This is a genomic window from uncultured Arcticibacterium sp., from assembly GCF_964021845.1.
GTDB lineage: Bacteria > Bacteroidota > Bacteroidia > Cytophagales > Spirosomataceae > Arcticibacterium.
In genome coordinates this window covers 139,498-157,719 of record NZ_CAXHZC010000007.1, presented here as the reverse complement: position 1 = coordinate 157,719, position 18,222 = coordinate 139,498, and the positions used below count along the sequence as shown (strand labels likewise).

The window sequence follows — 18,222 nt, the reverse complement described above, 5'->3', positions numbered from 1 at the left end:
TTTTATCTGAATAACTAATGTTAAAATCACTTCTGTAAATGCACCGTTCTTTGAGGAAACGGAATCTCTATTTTAGCGTCATCAAATCCTTTCTTAAGCTGCTCATGCATGTAGAAATACACATCCCAGTAATGCTCACTCTTTGCCCATGGACGAACCGCGAAATTGACAGAACTATCTCCTAATTCTGACACAAAAATATCTACAGGTTTAGTTGTCAATACTTGCGGACAAGAATCTGCCACTAGCTGAATTACTTTTTTTGCATGATCTATATCGTCAGAGTATCCTATTCCAAAAGTCATATCTACTCTAATTTCTCCTTGCCCTGAAATGTTCAGAATAACATCACTAGTTACCACGCCGTTAGGGATAATAACTTTTTTATTGTCGGGTGTTAATAAAATGGTGTTGAAGATCTGAATGGCTTCTACCACACCTACTTTCCCACCTAATTCTACTAAATCGCCCACTACGTATGGTTTAAATGTAAGTAGCATTACGCCACTGGCAAAATGCCCTAAGCTACCTTGAAGTGCCATTCCAATGGCAAAAGCCATGGCACCAAAAATAGCAATGAATGAAGCGGTTTCTACGCCAAACATTCCTGCTACTGTAAAAAGCAAAAGAACTTTAAGACCTACCGATACCAGTGATAAAAAGAATGGCTTAACGGTCTCGTCTACCTTTCTTTTGTCAAGAGTATTGGATAACAGATTGGAAATTTTCTTGATTATCCAGAATCCTACAATAAGCGTGAGAAGGGCTAGAAGTATCTTAGGTGCATACTCTATGGCCATGCTGGTTATTTGGTCTATGTATTTTTGCATTTCAGTTTTGAGGTTTATATGATTAATTGCGTTAATTATTCTTTAGACTACATTTTTCTGAAAAGTCATTCTTTTTCACAAAAAAAGGGAAGAACCAAGCTTGATTCTTCCCTTTAATATTAAGATGTTTTTTGTGCCTAAGCAGACTGCTCAATATGCACAGACCTCTGTGGAAACGGAATCTCAATCCCTTCCTTATCAAATGCCTTTTTAATATGCTCTTGCATGTAGAAATTAATGCCCCAGTAATGTTCGTTTTTAGCCCAAACTCTAACCGAAAAGTTAACAGAACTGTCGGCTAGTTCTGACACGAAAATATCAATAGACTTCTCTCTCATGATATTTGGGCAGCTGTCTATTACCTGTTTGATTACACTTCTTGCTTTGTCAATGTCATCACCATAACCAATTCCAAAAGTCATTACTAGTTTCTGTTCTTCTTGACCTGTTATGTTGATAATAACACCGCTAGTGACTACACCATTGGGTATCACTACTTTCTTGTTGTCATGTGTAATAAGAATGGTATTAAAAATATGGATACCCTCTACAGTACCTATTTTGCCACTAATTTCTACCACGTCACCTACTTGATATGGCTTGAATACTAAAAGCAATACACCACTGGCAAAATGTCCTAAACTCCCTTGAAGAGCCATTCCTACAGCAAATGCCAAGGCTCCTAAAACAGCTACAAAAGACGCTGTTTCTACACCGAAAATACCTGCAGCACTAAAGCACAGCAGCACTTTCAATCCTATACTCACCAGCGAAACCAAAAAAGGTTTTACCGTTTCATCAATCTCTCTTTTATCTAAGGTTCTTTTAAACGCTGCGGTGATTTTTTTGATAATCCAAAAACCAACGATAAGTGTAACGATGGTTAAAAGAACTTTTGGTAAAAATTCAACCGCCATACTCGTAACTTGGTCTATATACTTCTGCATAAATCCTGTTTTTTTATTTTTACTTTAAAATATTGTTTGGTGCTTTACTTACGGGAACTAACCATTTTTGTATCGAAAAAGTGTCGAAGAATTGACGAAAAACTGCGTTTCAAGGCTAGAATAAGAGAATTGTATGATTGATTATAATAATAGGAAGTTTAGAGTAATGTCGAATTCGGAGAATGGCGAAACAGATGGGAATACTATTTTCCTATACCAGCAAAGAGGGAACATACTGAGTTGTGATTATAAAGGAGATCAAATTATAGAAGGACACCTTTTAGCAAAAGTAAAACCAGATGGAAGCCTAGAGATGGCCTATCATCAAGTTAATTCAAAAGGTGAATTAATGACGGGGAATTGTCTTTCTACTCCTGAAATCTTATCCGATGGCCGTGTAAGGTTACACGAAAAATGGAAGTGGACTTCAGGTGATTTTTCTGAAGGAGAGTCTACCCTTGAAGAAATAAAGGCATGAGGTATCAAGAGGTTATTGACGAACTCCACCAGCTGGCAAATCCTGAAAAGGTACAATTCAAAAAGGAGAAGTTTGGCATAATTACCAGTGACGCCTTGGGCATTTATCATGCCGATTTAAAGATTTTGGCTAAGAAGATAGGGTCAGATAATGATTTGGCCTTACAACTTTTTGATTCTGACATTTTTGAAGGAAGGCTTTTATGTAGTAAAATCTTCAAGCCGGCAGATGTTACAGAAGCACTCATGGAAAAATGGCTAGTTACTTTTGAAAATTGGGAAATATGTGATTCGTTTAGCATGGGTTTATTTTCAAAATCACCGTTTGCGGTTAAGAAGATTAGGGAATGGTCTACTAGAGAGCAGGAGTTTGAAAAAAGGGCTGCCTTTGCCACCCTCCCATCTTACTGCATGGCAGATAAAAAATCAGAGAATGAGCTTTTCCTTTCTTTCTTGCCAATTATTGAGCGTGAATCTGATGATGAACGACTCTATGTAAAAAAAGCAGTGAACTGGGCTTTACGCAGTATTGGCAAAAGGAATATAGATTTGAATAAAGCAGCCATAAACTTGTCAAAAGAACTTCTGAAAAAAGAAAACAAAGCTGCTAAATGGATAGCGAAAGATGCCCTGAGAGAATTGGAGAAAGAAGGTGTTAACATTTTGGACTATCCCAGAGCCATTTATAGAACATAAGTCAGCATATCTGATTAATTTGGCATCAATTTATTGATCACCCTATGCGTAAAATATTACTGTCTTTTCTTCTTTTAATTTCCATTAGTACCCTGTTTGCTCAAGAAGCAACCAAGAATACGGCAAAACCTTGGGCCTATTGGTGGTGGCCAGGCTCAGCTGTTAATGAGGCGGACCTTGCCGCAAACTTGAAAACTTATGCAGATGCTGGTTTCGGCGGCATGCACATTATTCCTATTTATGGCGTAAAAGGAGAGGAGGATAAGTTTATCCCTTACATGTCTGACAGATGGTTAGAAATTTTAGACTTTACAGTCAAAGAGGCCAAAAAGAAAGGCATGCAGATAGATATGAGTTTAGGAACGGGTTGGCCTTTTGGTGGTTCGGAATTGACTGAAAAAGAAGCTGCAAAGAAATTTAGCCTTGAAAAGGTTAATGGGAAGTACATATTGACGGTGAGCAATACGGGTCAAAAAGTAAAACGAGCAGCTCCTGGTGGGGAGGGTTTAGTGCTTGACCATTTTAGTACCGAAGCAGCCGAAACGTATTTCTCTTTGTTTGGCAATGCCTTTAAAAAGAAAAACTATGGGGTTAGAGCTTTTTATAATGACTCTTATGAGGTTTATGGAGCAAACTGGACTACAGACTTTCTGGCTAAATTTAAAGAACTGCGTGGCTATGATATTGCAGAATATTATGATGTTTTGGTTTTAGATTCCGCCAGAACAGAAAAAGAACAAAGAATATGGGCAGACTATAATCAAACACTGCATGACTTATTACTAAGCACCTTTACTAAAAGTTATACCGACTTTGCCCACAGTTTTGGCAAGTTTGCCAGAAATGAAGCTCATGGTTCACCGGCAAATATTTTAGATTTATACGGTCTTTCTGATGTGCCTGAAACGGAGTTTTTCGGGAGTAAACAATACGACATTCCGGGGTATAGACAAGACGAAGATTATGACCCTAGCCGTTTTGGAACGCCTACAGAATATGTTATGAAAATGGCTTCTTCGCCAGCACATATTTTAGGGAAACCGTTGGTCTCGTCAGAAACAGCCACATGGAACGCCAATCATTTTAAAGGAGCACTTTCGCAAATAAAACCGCTTATTGATGAGTCTTTTGTGGCAGGCGTAAATCATGTTTTTTACCATGGTGTGCCTTATTCGCCACCAAGTGCTGAGTTTCCTGGATGGCTTTTTTATGCCAGTACTAATTTTAATCAAAACTCGCATTTCTTTAAAGAGCTACCACTTTTAAACAGATATATAGAGGTTTGTCAAACGAGATTACAGCAAAGCACCCCAGATAATGATGTATTGGTGCTTTTGCCTTTTTCTGACCTATGGCATTCGATAGGGAATAAATCTAGGATGCACATGGTTGATGTTCATAATATTACCAATGGCGGAATATTTTCTAAGGCCTTATTAAAACTTTTAGATGACTTAAAGGCTGCCGGTATTTCCTATGACTTTATTTCAGACAGCCAGCTGTATGATTTAGATGTGGTGGCTGAGAATCAGTCTTACGTACAAATAAAGAATGGTTTAGCGAAGTATAAGGCTGTTATGGTTCCAAAGTCTGTTCACTTGAAGAAAGAAACGGCTAGTAGGCTGAAGTTTTTCCATGAGGCCAAAGTGCCTGTGGTTTTTGAAGAAATGTTACCTTCTAAGTCTTTCGGTTACCAAAATTTTGAAAAAAGAGATACAGAATTAAAGACAACGCTTTCAGCAATGGGAGAGCAAGTTTCAAAAGCACCTTTGACTACCTTGAATGCGTTTAATGTTGGTGGGGAAGAACTCGGTCAATTAGGTTTGGACTTTGTGAGAAAAATAAATAATAGAGGTCAAATAGAATACTTTGTAAGTAATTTGTCTGCCAATACTGTTGACCAAAATGTATGGTTGAATACTAAGTCGGAGCGTTTCAGAGTATTTTCACCATTGACCGAAGATTCAGGAGTTTTAAAGGCAATTGACCATAATGAAGAAAAAACTTTAATCCCATTTTATTTAGAACCAGGACAAAGTGTTTTCATTGTAGCCGGTGGCGATTCAAAAGAGGCATGGGTTTGGCATAAAACGAATGAAACATTTGAAATCAAAGGAGAGTGGCGGGTCGAGTTTTTGAGAGGAAATACGGAAAAGCCAGCTTCTTATGTAACGTCGGAATTAAGCTCATGGACAAATGCACCAGACAGCAAGGCTCAGTATTTTGATGGCTACGCCAAATACTCTATAGATTTTAGTTTGTCAAATATCCCGATGAATACAGCTGTTTTATCCTTGGGCGATGTCCGTGAAACGGCTAAAGTATTATTGAACGGTGTTGATTTAGGTACGGCATGGAGTTTGCCGTTTAAAATCAATGTTCCTAGAGGAGTTTTAAAAGCAGAGAATCACCTTGAAATAGTAGTAAGGAATACCTCTGCCAATAGAATGAGACTTTTAGATAAAGAAGGTGTAGCATGGAAGAAGTTCTATGATATTAACTTTGTGGACATTACGTATACACCTTTTGATGCTTCAAAATGGGCACCAGTTTCTTCCGGGTTGTTAGGTCCCGTAAAACTTACATTTGAATGATTTTGAAACAATTTTAAATAAAATATCACAGCAATATGAGTTTAGATTTTGACAAAAGTGCTGAGAGGCCAAGTGTTTTTAAAGGTGTTCAGGCTTTCTTAGATGAAAAGGGCTTTAAAGTAGTAGCTACAGATCATAATAGGCCTTGGGGTGGTTTTTTTGTGTTGGAAGAAAGCCAAGCTCCCGACTTCATTAAAAGTTTTTTTCCTCATCTTTCTTTAGAAGATTTTGCAGGTTTTGAAAAACTTAGCCCTAAAATACTTGTAGTAGCACCAGACCAGCGACTTTCGTGGCAATACCATCATCGTCGTGCAGAAATATGGAAGTTAATAGGTGGAGTAGCAGGTGTAGTTATATCTGATACAGATGAGCAAACAGACCTACAGCATCTTCAAATAGGCCAGGTTATAAACCTTAAATGTGGCGAAAGACACAGATTGGTAGGGACTGATGGTTATGGAATAGTGGCTGAAATTTGGCAACACACAGATAAAGAAAACCCATCGAACGAAGACGATATAGTTCGTGTTCAAGATGATTTTGGTAGATAATTTCCTTTCTTTCTTATATTTGGTCAAAACTAGAAACTCCCACATAATTAATCTGATATGAAAATTTCCAGAATAGTAGTTTTGCTTCTATTAGTTTCACTTTTTTCTTGTACTAAAGAAGTCTTAAAAACGAAAAAAACGTATACAGAGAATGCAATTTCAGGAAAAGTTGGAATTCTAAATGTGTGCATCGGAAAGCCATTGCAAGCTGTATTACCCCTTTTAGATGCAGCAGCGTTTAATGGGAAAATGAATAAGTTGTCTGACCAAATTATAGATGCTGAACGTGAGGCTATTCTAGAGTATCAAGTTATTTTAGGTAATAAACTAGTAGAGGAATTCTCATTTGAAGTACTTTCTTCTCAGCGTTTATCTGATTTAGAAGGATATCAGGAAGTGAAGAATATGTTTCATCAGAAGGAGTCTCTTTTGACGGAGAATGATAATTATCCAATATTGATTATAGGAGAAAGGGATGTTGTTCCTTTTTTATTTAATAAAGGAAAATATATCCAATACCTTACTGGAGATATTGATTACTCTAGAGTATTATTGGACATTTGCAAAAAACTAGAGTTAGGAGGAATTGCTATTAATGTAATACATCTAAATGTACAAGGAGTATCCACTTTCGGTGTTGCAGCAAATGCTAGGTTAAACTCTTCAATTTTTCTTTTTAATGACAATGGCAAATTGGTAGGACATACTGATGCTTTCTCAAAAATAAATGGTATTAGAGGTAAGGAAATTGCTGATTATCAAAACTTGCTTGATATGTATGGAGAATTAACATCAAATGCTTTGAAAGACATGAAAAGTAATGATTAGTGGAATGAAAAGGTGCATTTTTTTATTAAAAATTTGTGTTTTGGTCAATTTAAATGTGTTTTGTCAAAATTACGATTTTGGTACAAAACCATATTCAAATGGTTCAATTTCATTGAAAAATGGTGTTAAGTTTGATGCATTACAAATCGATATACAGGCTGATTCTATTTCTTATAATTTGGTGAATAGTTCTTTTAGAAACCACTATCATATGTCTAGGGTAGATTATGTTAAGTTGAATATTGGACATCAAGGAAAGAGGGGAGCATTTTTGGGTGGAATGGCGGCGTTGTCAATAGTGGTTTACTCTGTTTTAGATGTTGGACTAGATGACAAGAAGGTTTTTAACCCTAATATTGTTCGGAATTCTATAATACTTGTAGGAGCAGGAACGGGTATTGGCCTAATTATAGGTATGTCTAAACCGAGGTGGAAAACTATTTTTCCGAATTTGTAATTAGCATGAAGTGCCTATTTTGGAAATTGAATATCTATCTAAATGGTAGAATATATAGATATTATATAACCTTTCTTACGAATTGTGTGCTTGATTTCTAGGCTATCTCAGTTCATTTTTGTATATTTTCAATGATATAAGTTTAAAGGTGTTGGATTTTAACAATTCACAGAGCTACAGTCATTATTCTTTTCATTGACAATTTAAACTTTTACAATTATGAGAACTTATATCAGCTACCTAGCAGTTACTGCCGGCTGCCTATTTATGTGCCAATCTTGTAACTTGGCAAGCCAAACTAAACTTGACGAAGAAAAAGAAACAGCAAAAATAGTCAAGGTTATAGAGGAGGAAACAAGGTGCTTTTTCTTGCGAGATTATGATTGCTGGCAAGACCAATTTACACATACAGATTATTCTTATCAGGCTTGGAGCAATTCCGACGGAACCTTTGATGCGAGTGTGGGCTGGGAAGCCATTGAGAAAAACCTAGGAAAGTATATTAAAGAGAATCCTTCGGATCCTGAGGAGGCAGGTTCAAGTCACCCTATAGTCAGGAGGGAGAATTTAAAGGTAAAGTTTTACGGTAATGCGGCCGCTCATCTAACTTGGGACCAATATAATAGCAATAGAACGCAAGAGTACTTTTTGCATTCAAAAGAAGTTCGTTTGATGGAGATGGTAGATAATGACTGGAAAATTGTCAATGTCTCGGCATTCTGGAATTATAAAAACCGTATTCCAATAGCAGATATTTAAGATTTAGTAAGTCCTTATGCATAAAAAAGCCTGTCTGTCATTCGCTTACCATTCTACTTAGAAGTGGAGGCTATGACGGACAGGCTTAAATTTCTTAAGCTAATAATTACTTAGAATCTCCAGTCGCCTTCATTAGCTCCTTGATATCTTCTATAATTTTATCAGCCAAATTATTTGCAGTAGTATCAAACTCTGATTCTGCATATATTCTAACTATAGGCTCTGTATTAGATTTTCTTAAGTGAACCCATTCGTTGTCAAAAATGATTTTTAAGCCATCTTGGGTGTCAACAGGATACTTTTTATATTTCTCTTTTACACCACCAATGATAGCATCAAGATCCATTGATTTATCTAACTCTACCTTCTTCTTAGCTATAAAATAATTTGGATAGCTTTTTCTTAAGAAGCCAACAGGTTTTTTATAATTGGCCAGCTGAGAAAGGAATAATGCGATTCCTACTAATGAGTCTCTACCGTAATGCAATTCTGGGTAAATGATACCGCCGTTTCCTTCACCGCCAATAATGGCACCTACTTCTTTCATTTTGGTAACTACATTAACTTCACCCACGGCAGAAGCATGGTATTCTCCCTCATGTTTTTCGGTTACTACCTTTAAGGCCATGCTAGAAGATAGGTTAGAAACTGTTTTTAAGCCCTTTTGAGCGGTTTTTGAGAGAATATAGTCAGCTATAGCCACAAGGGTGTATTCTTCGCCAAATGGCTCACCATTTTCGCATATGAATGCTAAACGGTCTACATCAGGATCTACCACTATTCCTAAATCATAATCTCCTTTTTCTAATTCGTTAGAGATTTCAGTTAGGTGTTTGGGAAGTGGTTCAGGGTTATGAGCAAAATGACCGGTAGGTTCGCAGTTAATGCATTTGATGTCTTTTACGCCTAGTTGATTTAATAGCAATGGTACGGCTATTCCACCAGAAGAATTAATAGCGTCAACCGCCACCGAGAAGTTAGCTTTTTTTATGGCTTCTACATCAACTAAGTCAAGAGCTAGAATGGCGTCTATGTGCTTTTGGAGTAAAGTGTCATCGGTACTGTAGGTACCTAATTTCTTAACCTCTGCAAAACTAAAATCTTCACTTTCTGCAATTTCAAGTAATTGTTCTCCATCAAGAGCGGATATAAATTCACCTCTTTCATTTAGAAGTTTTAAAGCATTCCACTGTATAGGATTATGACTTGCAGTCAAAATTATTCCTCCAGAGGCTTTTTCTGTTATAACGGCCATCTCTACAGTAGGGGTAGTAGAGAGTCCTAAGTCAATTACATTAAAGCCAAGACCTATTAATGTATTGCTTACTAAACCAGAAATCATTTCTCCTGAGAGTCTGGCGTCTCTTCCTAGGATGATGTTATGGTTGTTTTCGTTTCTTTTCTTAAGAAAAGTACCAAAAGCAGCAGTGAATTTTACAATGTCTAGAGGGCTAAGGCTGTCTCCGGCTTTTCCGCCAATAGTTCCTCGGATTCCGGAGATGGATTTGATTAAGGTCACAATTTATAATTATGGTGAGAGTGGGACAAAAGTACGGTGAATAAAATGGAATTAGAAGATAAAGTTAGCATTGCTAAAATTATTTCAGTCGAGCTTCTTCATAAAAAAAGACATCCGGGAGTCCCAAATGTCTTTCTAATACGAAAATACTTTAACCTATGATTAAATCACCTTTCAGCGATATTCATACATAATCTAATGTGTTTAAAACACATACAAAGCTATTGAAATGTGTGAGTTATAAGCAAAAGTTATAAAAATTGTTAAAATAGTATCATAGGAAATATAGTTAGCCCGCTTGAAACTCAAGCGGGCTAATATACTTAGTCTACATATTCTCTTTTTCTGTTCTCAATGAGCATTCGCTCTTGAGCAGCTTCTAATTCTATTTTAGAGCCTACTATGATATTTTGATAATCTCTCTTACCTGTTCCAGCAGGAATAAGATGACCAACAATCACATTCTCTTTCAATCCTTCTAAGGTATCTTCTTTACCTTGAACAGAAGCATGAGAAAGAACTTTAGTAGTTTCCTGGAACGATGCTGCTGAGAATACAGATTCTGTTCCTAAAGAAGCAGTAGTAATACCTTGAAGTATGGTTTGAGATACGGCTGGTCTAGCTTCTCTCACTTTCATAATTTTAAGGTCTTCACGCTTAAGTCTACTATTCTCATCTCTGAACTCACGGTTTGTAAGCATTTGTCCAGGTTGATAAGTGGAAGATCCTCCAGCGTCTTCTACTACTTTCATATCAAGAATTCTATCATTCTCAACTCTAAATTTCCATTTATCGATGGCTTGCATCTCAAGGAAAATAGTGTCTCCAGCATCAAGGATATCCACTTTCTGCATCATTTGACGTACAATTACCTCAATATGTTTATCAGAAAGTTTCACACCTTGCTGACGATATACCGCTTGGGTTTCGTCTACTAAGTATTCTTGAACAGCCGTAGGTCCTTTAATTCTAAGAATATCGGCTGGTGTGATGGCTCCATCAGATAACGGTTCTCCCGCTCTGGTGTAATCTCCTTCTTGAACTAAGATTAGCTTAGAAAGAGAAACCATGTATTTCATTTTAGTGCCATCTTTAGCTTCCACGAAAACCTCGCGGTTACCTCTTTTAATACCACCGTAAGAAACTACACCGTCAATCTCAGAAACGACGGCAGGGTTAGATGGGTTACGTGCTTCAAAAAGCTCAGTAACACGAGGAAGACCACCAGTAATATCGGCGTTCATGTTTACAGCTCTTGGTATTTTGGCCAAAATCTGTCCTGCCTTAACTTTCGACTTTTCTTCAACCATTACACGAGCACCTACCGGAAGGTTATAAGACTTATCGTCGTCTTTTTTACCTTTTATGATAATAGATGGGTTCTTAGTACGGTCCTTAGAATCAGTAATAACCTTATCCTTAAATCCAGTTTGCTCATCGGCTTCTTCTCTGAAAGTAATACCTTCTTCGATAGCGTCGTACTCAATAGTACCATCTCTTTCAGAAATGATAACCGCGTTAAACTGATCCCAGTGACAGATGTTATCACCTTTCTCGAGCATTTGACCATCTTCTATCTGAAGTGTGGCACCGTAAGGTATGTTGTTAGTAATTAAGATTTGGTTTGTCTCTGGATCTACAATCCTCAATTCACCACGTCTACCTAACACTACTTTAGCAATGTTACCTTCTTTATCAACTGTATCTACAGTTCTTACTTGGTCAAAGTTAGCAACACCTGGAAATTTCGCTTTGATGTTTGCATCAACCGAAACGTTCATGGCAGTACCCCCTGTATGGAACGTACGTAAGGTTAACTGGGTACCTGGCTCTCCAATAGATTGAGAAGCAATTACACCAACAGCTTCACCTACTTCCACCATTCTATTAGTAGAAAGGTTTCTTCCGTAGCATTTGCCACATATACCTTTTCTTGTTTCACAAGTCAAAGCAGAACGGATTTCAACAGAATCAACAGCAGATTCCTCGATAAGGTCTGCAATTTCTTCTGTGATTTCTTCACCTGCTTTTGCAAGGATAGTTTTAGTAATCGGGTCGATAACATCATCAACAGCCGTTCTACCGAGAATTCTCTCTGATAAAGGCTCAATAATGTCCTCGTTTTCCTTAAGAGCAGAAACTGTAATTCCTCTTAAAGTTTCACAGTCAACTTCATTTACTACTACATCTTGAGCAACATCATGAAGACGTCTTGTTAGGTAACCTGCATCGGCTGTTTTAAGAGCCGTATCGGCCAAACCTTTACGAGCACCGTGTGTAGAGATAAAGTACTCTAATACATCAAGACCCTCTTTAAAGTTAGAAAGAATAGGGTTTTCAATGATTTCACCAACAGAACCTGCGATGTTCTTTTGTGGTTTTGCCATCAAACCTCTCATACCTCCTAGCTGACGAATTTGCTCTTTAGAACCACGGGCTCCAGAGTGCATCATCATATAAACCGAGTTGAAACCTTGATCTTTATCTTCTAATTGCTGAAGAAGAGTTTCTCTTAGTCTTGTATTTACACGAGTCCAAATATCAATGATTTGGTTATAACGCTCACGCTCCGTAATAATACCGAACATGTAATTGCTTTGAACTTCTTCTACTTCTTGACGAGCATTTACAATAAGGTCTTGCTTCTCTTCAGGAATCATGATATCACCTAAACCAATAGATAGCCCACCAGTAAAGGCTGTTTGGAAACCTAATGTTTTGATATCATCAAGGAAGTCAGCAGTTCTCGCAAAACTTACTTCTTTGAAAACTTGACCAATAATGGTTTGAAGTTTCTTCTTAGTAAGAAGTTCGTTAATATAACCTACTTGCTCAGGAACAAACTGATTGAATAAAATTCTACCAGCTACAGTTTCTATGATTTTACTTTCAATGACACCAGCTTCGTTCTTAACATTCAACTTACAATTAATGTAAGCATGCTTAGATACTACGCCTTCATTCATCGCAATAATGACCTCTTCTGGAGAGTAGAAAGTCATGCCTTCACCGTCAATCTTCTCTTCTGGAGTTGATCTCTTACCTTTTGTTACATAGTAGAGACCCAAAACCATATCCTGTGATGGTACCGTAATAGGTGCACCATTGGCAGGGTTAAGAATGTTATGAGAAGAAAGCATCAATATAGAGGCTTCCAAAACAGCTTCTTGTCCCAAAGGAACGTGAACGGCCATTTGGTCACCATCGAAATCGGCGTTAAATGCAGTACAAACTAATGGGTGAAGTTGAATTGCTTTCCCTTCTACCAATTTAGGTTGGAATGCTTGGATACCCAATCTGTGAAGCGTAGGAGCACGGTTAAGCATAACCGGATGACCTTTCAACACATTTTCAAGAATATCCCAAACTACTGCGTCTTTTCTATCAACTATTTTCTTAGCCGACTTAACCGTTTTCACTATACCACGCTCAATAAGCTTACGGATAATGAATGGTTTGAAAAGCTCAGCAGCCATTCCTTTTGGAAGACCACACTCGTGAAGTTTTAATTCTGGTCCTACCACAATTACAGAACGACCAGAGTAATCAACACGCTTTCCTAATAAGTTTTGACGGAAACGACCTTGCTTTCCTTTCAGCATATCTGAAAGAGATTTCAATGCACGGTTTCCATCAGAACGTACAGCGTTAACTTTTCTTGAGTTATCAAAAAGAGAATCTACTGCTTCTTGAAGCATACGTTTTTCATTACGTAAGATAACTTCAGGAGCCTTAATTTCTAATAATCTCTTAAGTCTGTTGTTACGAATAATAACACGACGATAAAGATCATTTAAATCAGATGTGGCAAAACGACCACCATCTAAAGGCACAAGAGGACGTAATTCTGGTGGAATTACTGGAACCATCTTGATAATCATCCATTCTGGACGGTTTTCAATTCTGGTGTTAGCATCTCGAAGAGCTTCTACAATTCTCAATCTTTTTAAAGCTTCTGCTTTTCTTTGTTGAGATGTATCAGTAGCTGCTTGGTGACGTAATTGATAAGATAACTCATCAAGTTTTAATCTACCAAGTAACATTTCTAGAGCTTCTGCACCCATTTTAGCGATGAACTTTTGAGGATCATCATCAGGAAGCATTTGATTTTCTCTAGGAAGCTTATCTACGATATCTAGGTACTCTTCTTCAGTAAGGTAATCCATGTAAGAAATACCATCTTCTTCTTTAGCACCAGCCTGAATTACTACGTATCGCTCGTAGTAAATAATTTGATCAAGTTTCTTAGACGAAAGTCCAAGCAGGTATCCAATTTTGTTTGGAAGACTTTTGAAATACCAGATATGAGCTACTGGAACCACAAGTTCAATGTGACCCATACGCTCTCTACGTACCTTTTTCTCAGTAACTTCTACACCACAACGGTCGCAGATGATACCTTTATAACGAATACGCTTATATTTTCCACAGTGACATTCCCAGTCTTTTACTGGACCAAAAGTACGCTCACAGAACAAACCACCCATTTCTGGTTTGTAGGTTCTATAGTTGATAGTTTCTGGTTGAGTAACTTCACCAAAAGAGCTTTCCAGAATAGATTCTGGAGAAGCCAAACTAATGGTTATGCTATTGAAGTCGCTGTTTAACTTTTTGTTTTTCTTAAAAGACATTTTCTTCTTTTTTAAATGAAAATGATAAATTATTTCAAGGTAATCTCAAGAGCCAATCCTCTCAATTCATGTACAAGTACATTGAATGATTCTGGAATTCCTGACTTAGGTAGATTTTCCCCTTTCACGATTGCCTCATAGGCTTTGGCACGGCCAACTACGTCATCAGATTTTAATGTCAAAATCTCACGAAGAACATGAGAAGCACCAAATGCCTCTAATGCCCACACTTCCATCTCTCCAAAACGCTGTCCACCAAACTGAGCTTTACCTCCCAATGGCTGTTGCGTAATTAACGAGTATGGTCCAATAGACCTCGCGTGCATTTTATCATCAACTAAGTGACCTAGTTTCAGCATGTAAATAATACCTACTGTTACTTTTTGGTCAAATTTCTCACCTGTAAGACCATTGAAAAGAACTGTTCTACCAAAATCTGGAAGACCAGCTTCTTTCAGTTCAGCGTCTACCTGTGTAGCTGTGGCACCATCGAAAATTGGCGTTGCATATCTTCTGTTGAGTTTTCTACCGGCCCAGCCTAATGCAGTTTCATAAAGCTGACCAATATTCATACGAGAAGGTACACCTAATGGGTTAAGAACGATATCAACTGGGCTACCGTCTTCTAGGAATGGCATGTCTTCATGACGTACTATTCTTGCTACAACCCCTTTATTACCATGACGACCGGCCATCTTATCACCAACTTTCAGTTTACGCTTTTTAGCGATATAAACTTTAGCTAGTTTGACAATACCTGCTGGTAATTCATCACCTACTTCTAATACAAATCTCTCTCTCTTAAACTCACCGATAATCTCACTACGCTTAGAAAGATAGTTTTTAACTAATCTTACTAAAAGTTGGTTTGTCTCTTCAGTTTTAGTCCAACCTTCTAGCATGATATCTCCCAGTAAGTTAGACTCTTCAGGTACACTGTATGTACTTTCGTCTACGTATGGGTTTTTCTCTGGGAAAAGGTTGTTAGTTATGTTTGACTTGTTGAATTTAACTCCTTTAGAAATTAATTCATCACCAAATTTATGCTTAACGCCATTGGTAGTTTTTCCCGAAAGAACAGCTACCATTTTGTCAATCATAATGGTTTTGATTTCAGAAAGGTTTTTGCTATGCTCTTTAAGCAAAGTTTTCAACTCTTCTTTATGCTTAACTCTTTCTTCTTTTGAAGGTCTAGAGAAAAGCTTAGTATCAATAACCACACCTCTTAATGAAGGAGATGCTTTTTTAGATGCATCTTTTACATCACCAGCCTTGTCTCCAAAAATGGCACGAAGAAGTTTTTCTTCTGGAGTTGGGTCTGACTCTCCTTTAGGAGTAATCTTACCAATCAGAATATCACCCTCTTTAATATGAGTACCTACTCTTACTATTCCATTTTCATCAAGATTTTTAACAGTCTCTTCAGAAACGTTTGGAATTTCAGCAGTAAGTTCTTCTTGACCTCTCTTAGTATCTCTTACTTCTAAGTCGAACTCTTCAATGTGAAGCGATGTGAAAATATCGTCTCTTACTACTCTTTCAGATATTACAATCGCATCCTCAAAGTTATAACCCTGCCAAGGCATGAAAGCCACTAGCATGTTTCTACCTAGTGCTAGTTCACCACCTTGTGTAGCGTAACCTTCTACTAAGATTTGACCTTTTTGTACTCTATCCTTCATACCAACAATTGGTCTAAGGTTAATACAAGTGTCTTGGTTAGTTCTTCTAAATTTAATTAAGTCGTAAGTTTTCTCACTAGTGTTAAAGTTGACCATGATGTCATCTTCGTTCCAGTCATAATTAACTACGATTTTATTTGCATCAACGTACTCAATAGTTCCAGGCCCTTCGGCTACTACCATTGTTCTAGAGTCACGAGCAATTCTACTCTCAAGACCGGTTCCTACAATAGGAGCTTCTGGTCTTAATAAAGGAACTGCCTGACGCTGCATGTTAGAGCCCATCAAGGCACGGTTGGCATCATCATGCTCCAAGAATGGAATGATGGAAGCGGCAACCGAAACAATTTGATTTGGAGCTATATCCATGTAATCTACATCTGTCGGGTCTTTTAAAGGGAAGTCACCTTCAAAACGGCATTTAAGAGTAGCTGTAGTAAAAGCTCCTTTATCATCAGTGTCTGGCGTAGCCATGGCAATGTTCTTACCATCTTCTTCTTCAGCAGTTAAGTATTGAACATCACCAGATAATTTTCCGTCCGCAATTTCCATGTAAGGAGTTTCAATGAATCCCATTGAATTAACCTTTGCATAAGTACAAAGCGAAGAAATAAGACCAATGTTTGGTCCCTCAGGAGTTTCAATAGTACAAAGACGACCGTAGTGCGTGTAGTGAACATCTCGAACCTCAAAACCTGCTCTTTCTCTTGAAAGACCTCCAGGTCCAAGAGCCGACATTCTTCGTTTATGCGTAATTTCAGCCAATGGATTAGTTTGGTCCATGAACTGAGAAAGCTGGTTAGTACCAAAGAATGAGTTAATTACTGAAGAAAGAGTTCTTGCATTAATCAAGTCAACTGGTTTGAAATCTTCGTTATCACGAACATTCATTCGCTCTTTGATGGTACGAGCCATACGAGCAAGACCTACACCAAACTGGCTAGACAACTGCTCTCCAACTGTTCTAACACGACGATTGGAAAGGTGGTCAATATCATCAACAACAGTTTTTGCATTAATCAAGGTGATTAAGTACTTAACTATTTTTATGATATCTTCTGTAGTTAATACTCTCTTGGTCAATTCCGTATCCATTTCCAATTTGGTATTGACACGGTATCTTCCTACTTCACCAAGGTCGTAACGTTTTTCAGAGAAGAATAAACCTTGAATAATTTCACGAGCAGTAGCTTCATCAGGTGCTTCTGTGTTTCTAAGTTGACGGTAGATTTGTTCTACAGCCTCTTTCTCAGAGTTAGAGCTATCTTTTTGAAGCGTATTATAAATAATGTTGTAATCTGCTATGTTAGCATCTTCACGGTGAAGAATAACAGACTTTTGGTCTGTATCCAAAATTAATTGAATATCTTCTTCAGTGATGATGGAGTCCCGCTCCATAATTACCTCGTTTCTATCAATAGAAACAACCTCACCTGTATCCTCATCAACGAAATCTTCCGTCCAAGTTTTAAGAACCCTTGCAGCTAGTTTTCTACCAATTGCTTTTTTTAGGTCTTTTTTACTTGCCGTAACTTCTTCCGACAATTCGAAAAGGTTAAGGATATCTTTATCAGAACCAAATCCAATAGAGCGAAGAAGTGTAGTTACTGGGAATTTTTTCTTTCTGTCAATATATGCATACATCACATTATTAACATCAGTAGAAAATTCAATCCAAGAACCCTTCATCGGGATTACTCTTGCTGAATAAAGTTTCGTTCCGTTTGTATGCTTACTCATAGAGAAGAATACACCTGGAGAACGGTGGAGTTGAGAAACGATAACCCTTTCTGCACCATTGATAACAAACGAACCTCTGTTTGTCATGTAAGGGATATTCCCTAAGAATACCTCTTGCTCAATAGTTTCGAAATCTTCGTTATCATCATCATTACAAAGCAATCTTAATTTTGCTTTTAATGGAACAGAGTAAGTTAATCCTCTGTCAATACACTCATCGATGGAGTATTTTGGTGGGTCGACGGTATAGTCGACGAATTCAAGCACAAAGTTCTCCCTAGAATCTGCTATCGGGAAATTGTCCATAAATACTTTGTACAAACCTTCAGCACGGCGGCTTTCAGCTGGAGTATCTATCTGGAAAAATTCCTGAAAAGATTGAAGTTGAATATCCAAGAAATCTGGATACTCTAAAGCAGGGTGAACATTGGCAAAACTCTTCCTTCCGGTTGCTGTCAAATTCAAAGCTTTAATTGTTTAAATTAAAAAAATTATAACTTGTTGGTATTAA

The 18,222-nt window shown here is 37.5% G+C and carries 12 protein-coding genes; 7 read left to right on the top strand and 5 right to left on the bottom strand.

The window, feature by feature from the left end:
- Positions 1-26: 26 nt before the first annotated feature.
- Together AADJ06_RS18290 and AADJ06_RS18285 are read right to left on the bottom strand one after the other, a co-directional pair.
- Positions 27-830, bottom strand: coding sequence for a mechanosensitive ion channel domain-containing protein (locus AADJ06_RS18290; RefSeq protein WP_341227935.1), 804 nt, complete (start codon positions 828-830; stop codon positions 27-29).
- A gap of 137 nt (positions 831-967) precedes the next feature.
- Positions 968-1,777: a mechanosensitive ion channel domain-containing protein gene (locus AADJ06_RS18285; protein ID WP_341227934.1), complete on the bottom strand. Its 810-nt coding sequence runs from the start codon at positions 1,775-1,777 to the stop codon at positions 968-970.
- Positions 1,778-1,910: 133 nt separating this feature from the next.
- Here AADJ06_RS18285 and AADJ06_RS18280 point away from each other — a divergent pair, with 133 nt between their 5' ends.
- The 7 genes from AADJ06_RS18280 (at position 1,911) to AADJ06_RS18250 (ending at position 8,139) form a co-directional block, all read left to right on the top strand.
- On the top strand, positions 1,911-2,255 hold the full coding sequence (locus tag AADJ06_RS18280) for a n-acetylglutamate synthase (protein WP_341227933.1): 345 nt from the start codon (positions 1,911-1,913) through the stop codon (positions 2,253-2,255).
- Positions 2,252-2,950: a DNA alkylation repair protein gene (locus tag AADJ06_RS18275; protein ID WP_341227932.1), complete on the top strand. Its 699-nt coding sequence runs from the start codon at positions 2,252-2,254 to the stop codon at positions 2,948-2,950. The genes AADJ06_RS18280 and AADJ06_RS18275 overlap by 4 nt, the downstream gene beginning before the upstream one ends.
- Positions 2,951-2,994: 44 nt before the next feature.
- Complete coding sequence (locus AADJ06_RS18270) at positions 2,995-5,544, top strand: glycosyl hydrolase (protein WP_341227931.1); 2,550 nt, start codon at positions 2,995-2,997, stop codon at positions 5,542-5,544.
- A gap of 35 nt (positions 5,545-5,579) precedes the next feature.
- Positions 5,580-6,095 carry a phosphoheptose isomerase gene (locus AADJ06_RS18265; protein ID WP_341227930.1) on the top strand — a complete coding sequence of 172 codons (516 nt, stop codon included), beginning with the start codon at positions 5,580-5,582 and terminating at the stop codon, positions 6,093-6,095.
- Positions 6,096-6,152: 57 nt separating this feature from the next.
- Positions 6,153-6,923, top strand: coding sequence for a hypothetical protein (locus tag AADJ06_RS18260; RefSeq protein WP_341227929.1), 771 nt, complete (start codon positions 6,153-6,155; stop codon positions 6,921-6,923).
- Between the two features lie 4 nt (positions 6,924-6,927).
- Positions 6,928-7,380: a hypothetical protein gene (locus AADJ06_RS18255; protein ID WP_341227928.1), complete on the top strand. Its 453-nt coding sequence runs from the start codon at positions 6,928-6,930 to the stop codon at positions 7,378-7,380.
- Positions 7,381-7,599: 219 nt separating this feature from the next.
- Positions 7,600-8,139: a hypothetical protein gene (locus AADJ06_RS18250; RefSeq protein WP_341227927.1), complete on the top strand. Its 540-nt coding sequence runs from the start codon at positions 7,600-7,602 to the stop codon at positions 8,137-8,139.
- Between the two features lie 106 nt (positions 8,140-8,245).
- On the opposite strand, the gene glmM is transcribed toward AADJ06_RS18250, so the two are convergent.
- The 3 genes from glmM to rpoB form a co-directional block, all read right to left on the bottom strand.
- On the bottom strand, positions 8,246-9,658 hold the full coding sequence (gene glmM / locus AADJ06_RS18245; protein ID WP_341227926.1) for a phosphoglucosamine mutase: 1,413 nt from the start codon (positions 9,656-9,658) through the stop codon (positions 8,246-8,248).
- Between the two features lie 323 nt (positions 9,659-9,981).
- Positions 9,982-14,289, bottom strand: a complete 4,308-nt coding sequence (rpoC, locus tag AADJ06_RS18240) for a DNA-directed RNA polymerase subunit beta' (protein ID WP_341227925.1) — start codon at positions 14,287-14,289, stop codon at positions 9,982-9,984.
- A 29-nt stretch (positions 14,290-14,318) separates the two neighbouring features.
- Positions 14,319-18,176, bottom strand: coding sequence for a DNA-directed RNA polymerase subunit beta (rpoB, locus tag AADJ06_RS18235; RefSeq protein WP_341227924.1), 3,858 nt, complete (start codon positions 18,174-18,176; stop codon positions 14,319-14,321).
- Positions 18,177-18,222 lie beyond the last annotated feature (46 nt).

What these genes read in the sequence shown, in the direction of transcription:
- AADJ06_RS18275 (WP_341227932.1), top strand. Translation starts at nt 2,252, where the DNA reads ATGAGGTATCAAGAGGTTATTGACGAACTCCACCAGCTGGCAAATCCT.
- AADJ06_RS18250 (WP_341227927.1), top strand. Translation starts at nt 7,600, where the DNA reads ATGAGAACTTATATCAGCTACCTAGCAGTTACTGCCGGCTGCCTATTT.
- AADJ06_RS18280 (WP_341227933.1), top strand. Translation starts at nt 1,911, where the DNA reads ATGATTGATTATAATAATAGGAAGTTTAGAGTAATGTCGAATTCGGAG.
- rpoC (WP_341227925.1), bottom strand. Translation starts at nt 14,289, where the DNA reads ATGTCTTTTAAGAAAAACAAAAAGTTAAACAGCGACTTCAATAGCATA.
- AADJ06_RS18285 (WP_341227934.1), bottom strand. Translation starts at nt 1,777, where the DNA reads ATGCAGAAGTATATAGACCAAGTTACGAGTATGGCGGTTGAATTTTTA.
- AADJ06_RS18255 (WP_341227928.1), top strand. Translation starts at nt 6,928, where the DNA reads ATGAAAAGGTGCATTTTTTTATTAAAAATTTGTGTTTTGGTCAATTTA.
- AADJ06_RS18290 (WP_341227935.1), bottom strand. Translation starts at nt 830, where the DNA reads ATGCAAAAATACATAGACCAAATAACCAGCATGGCCATAGAGTATGCA.
- AADJ06_RS18265 (WP_341227930.1), top strand. Translation starts at nt 5,580, where the DNA reads ATGAGTTTAGATTTTGACAAAAGTGCTGAGAGGCCAAGTGTTTTTAAA.
- AADJ06_RS18270 (WP_341227931.1), top strand. Translation starts at nt 2,995, where the DNA reads ATGCGTAAAATATTACTGTCTTTTCTTCTTTTAATTTCCATTAGTACC.
- AADJ06_RS18260 (WP_341227929.1), top strand. Translation starts at nt 6,153, where the DNA reads ATGAAAATTTCCAGAATAGTAGTTTTGCTTCTATTAGTTTCACTTTTT.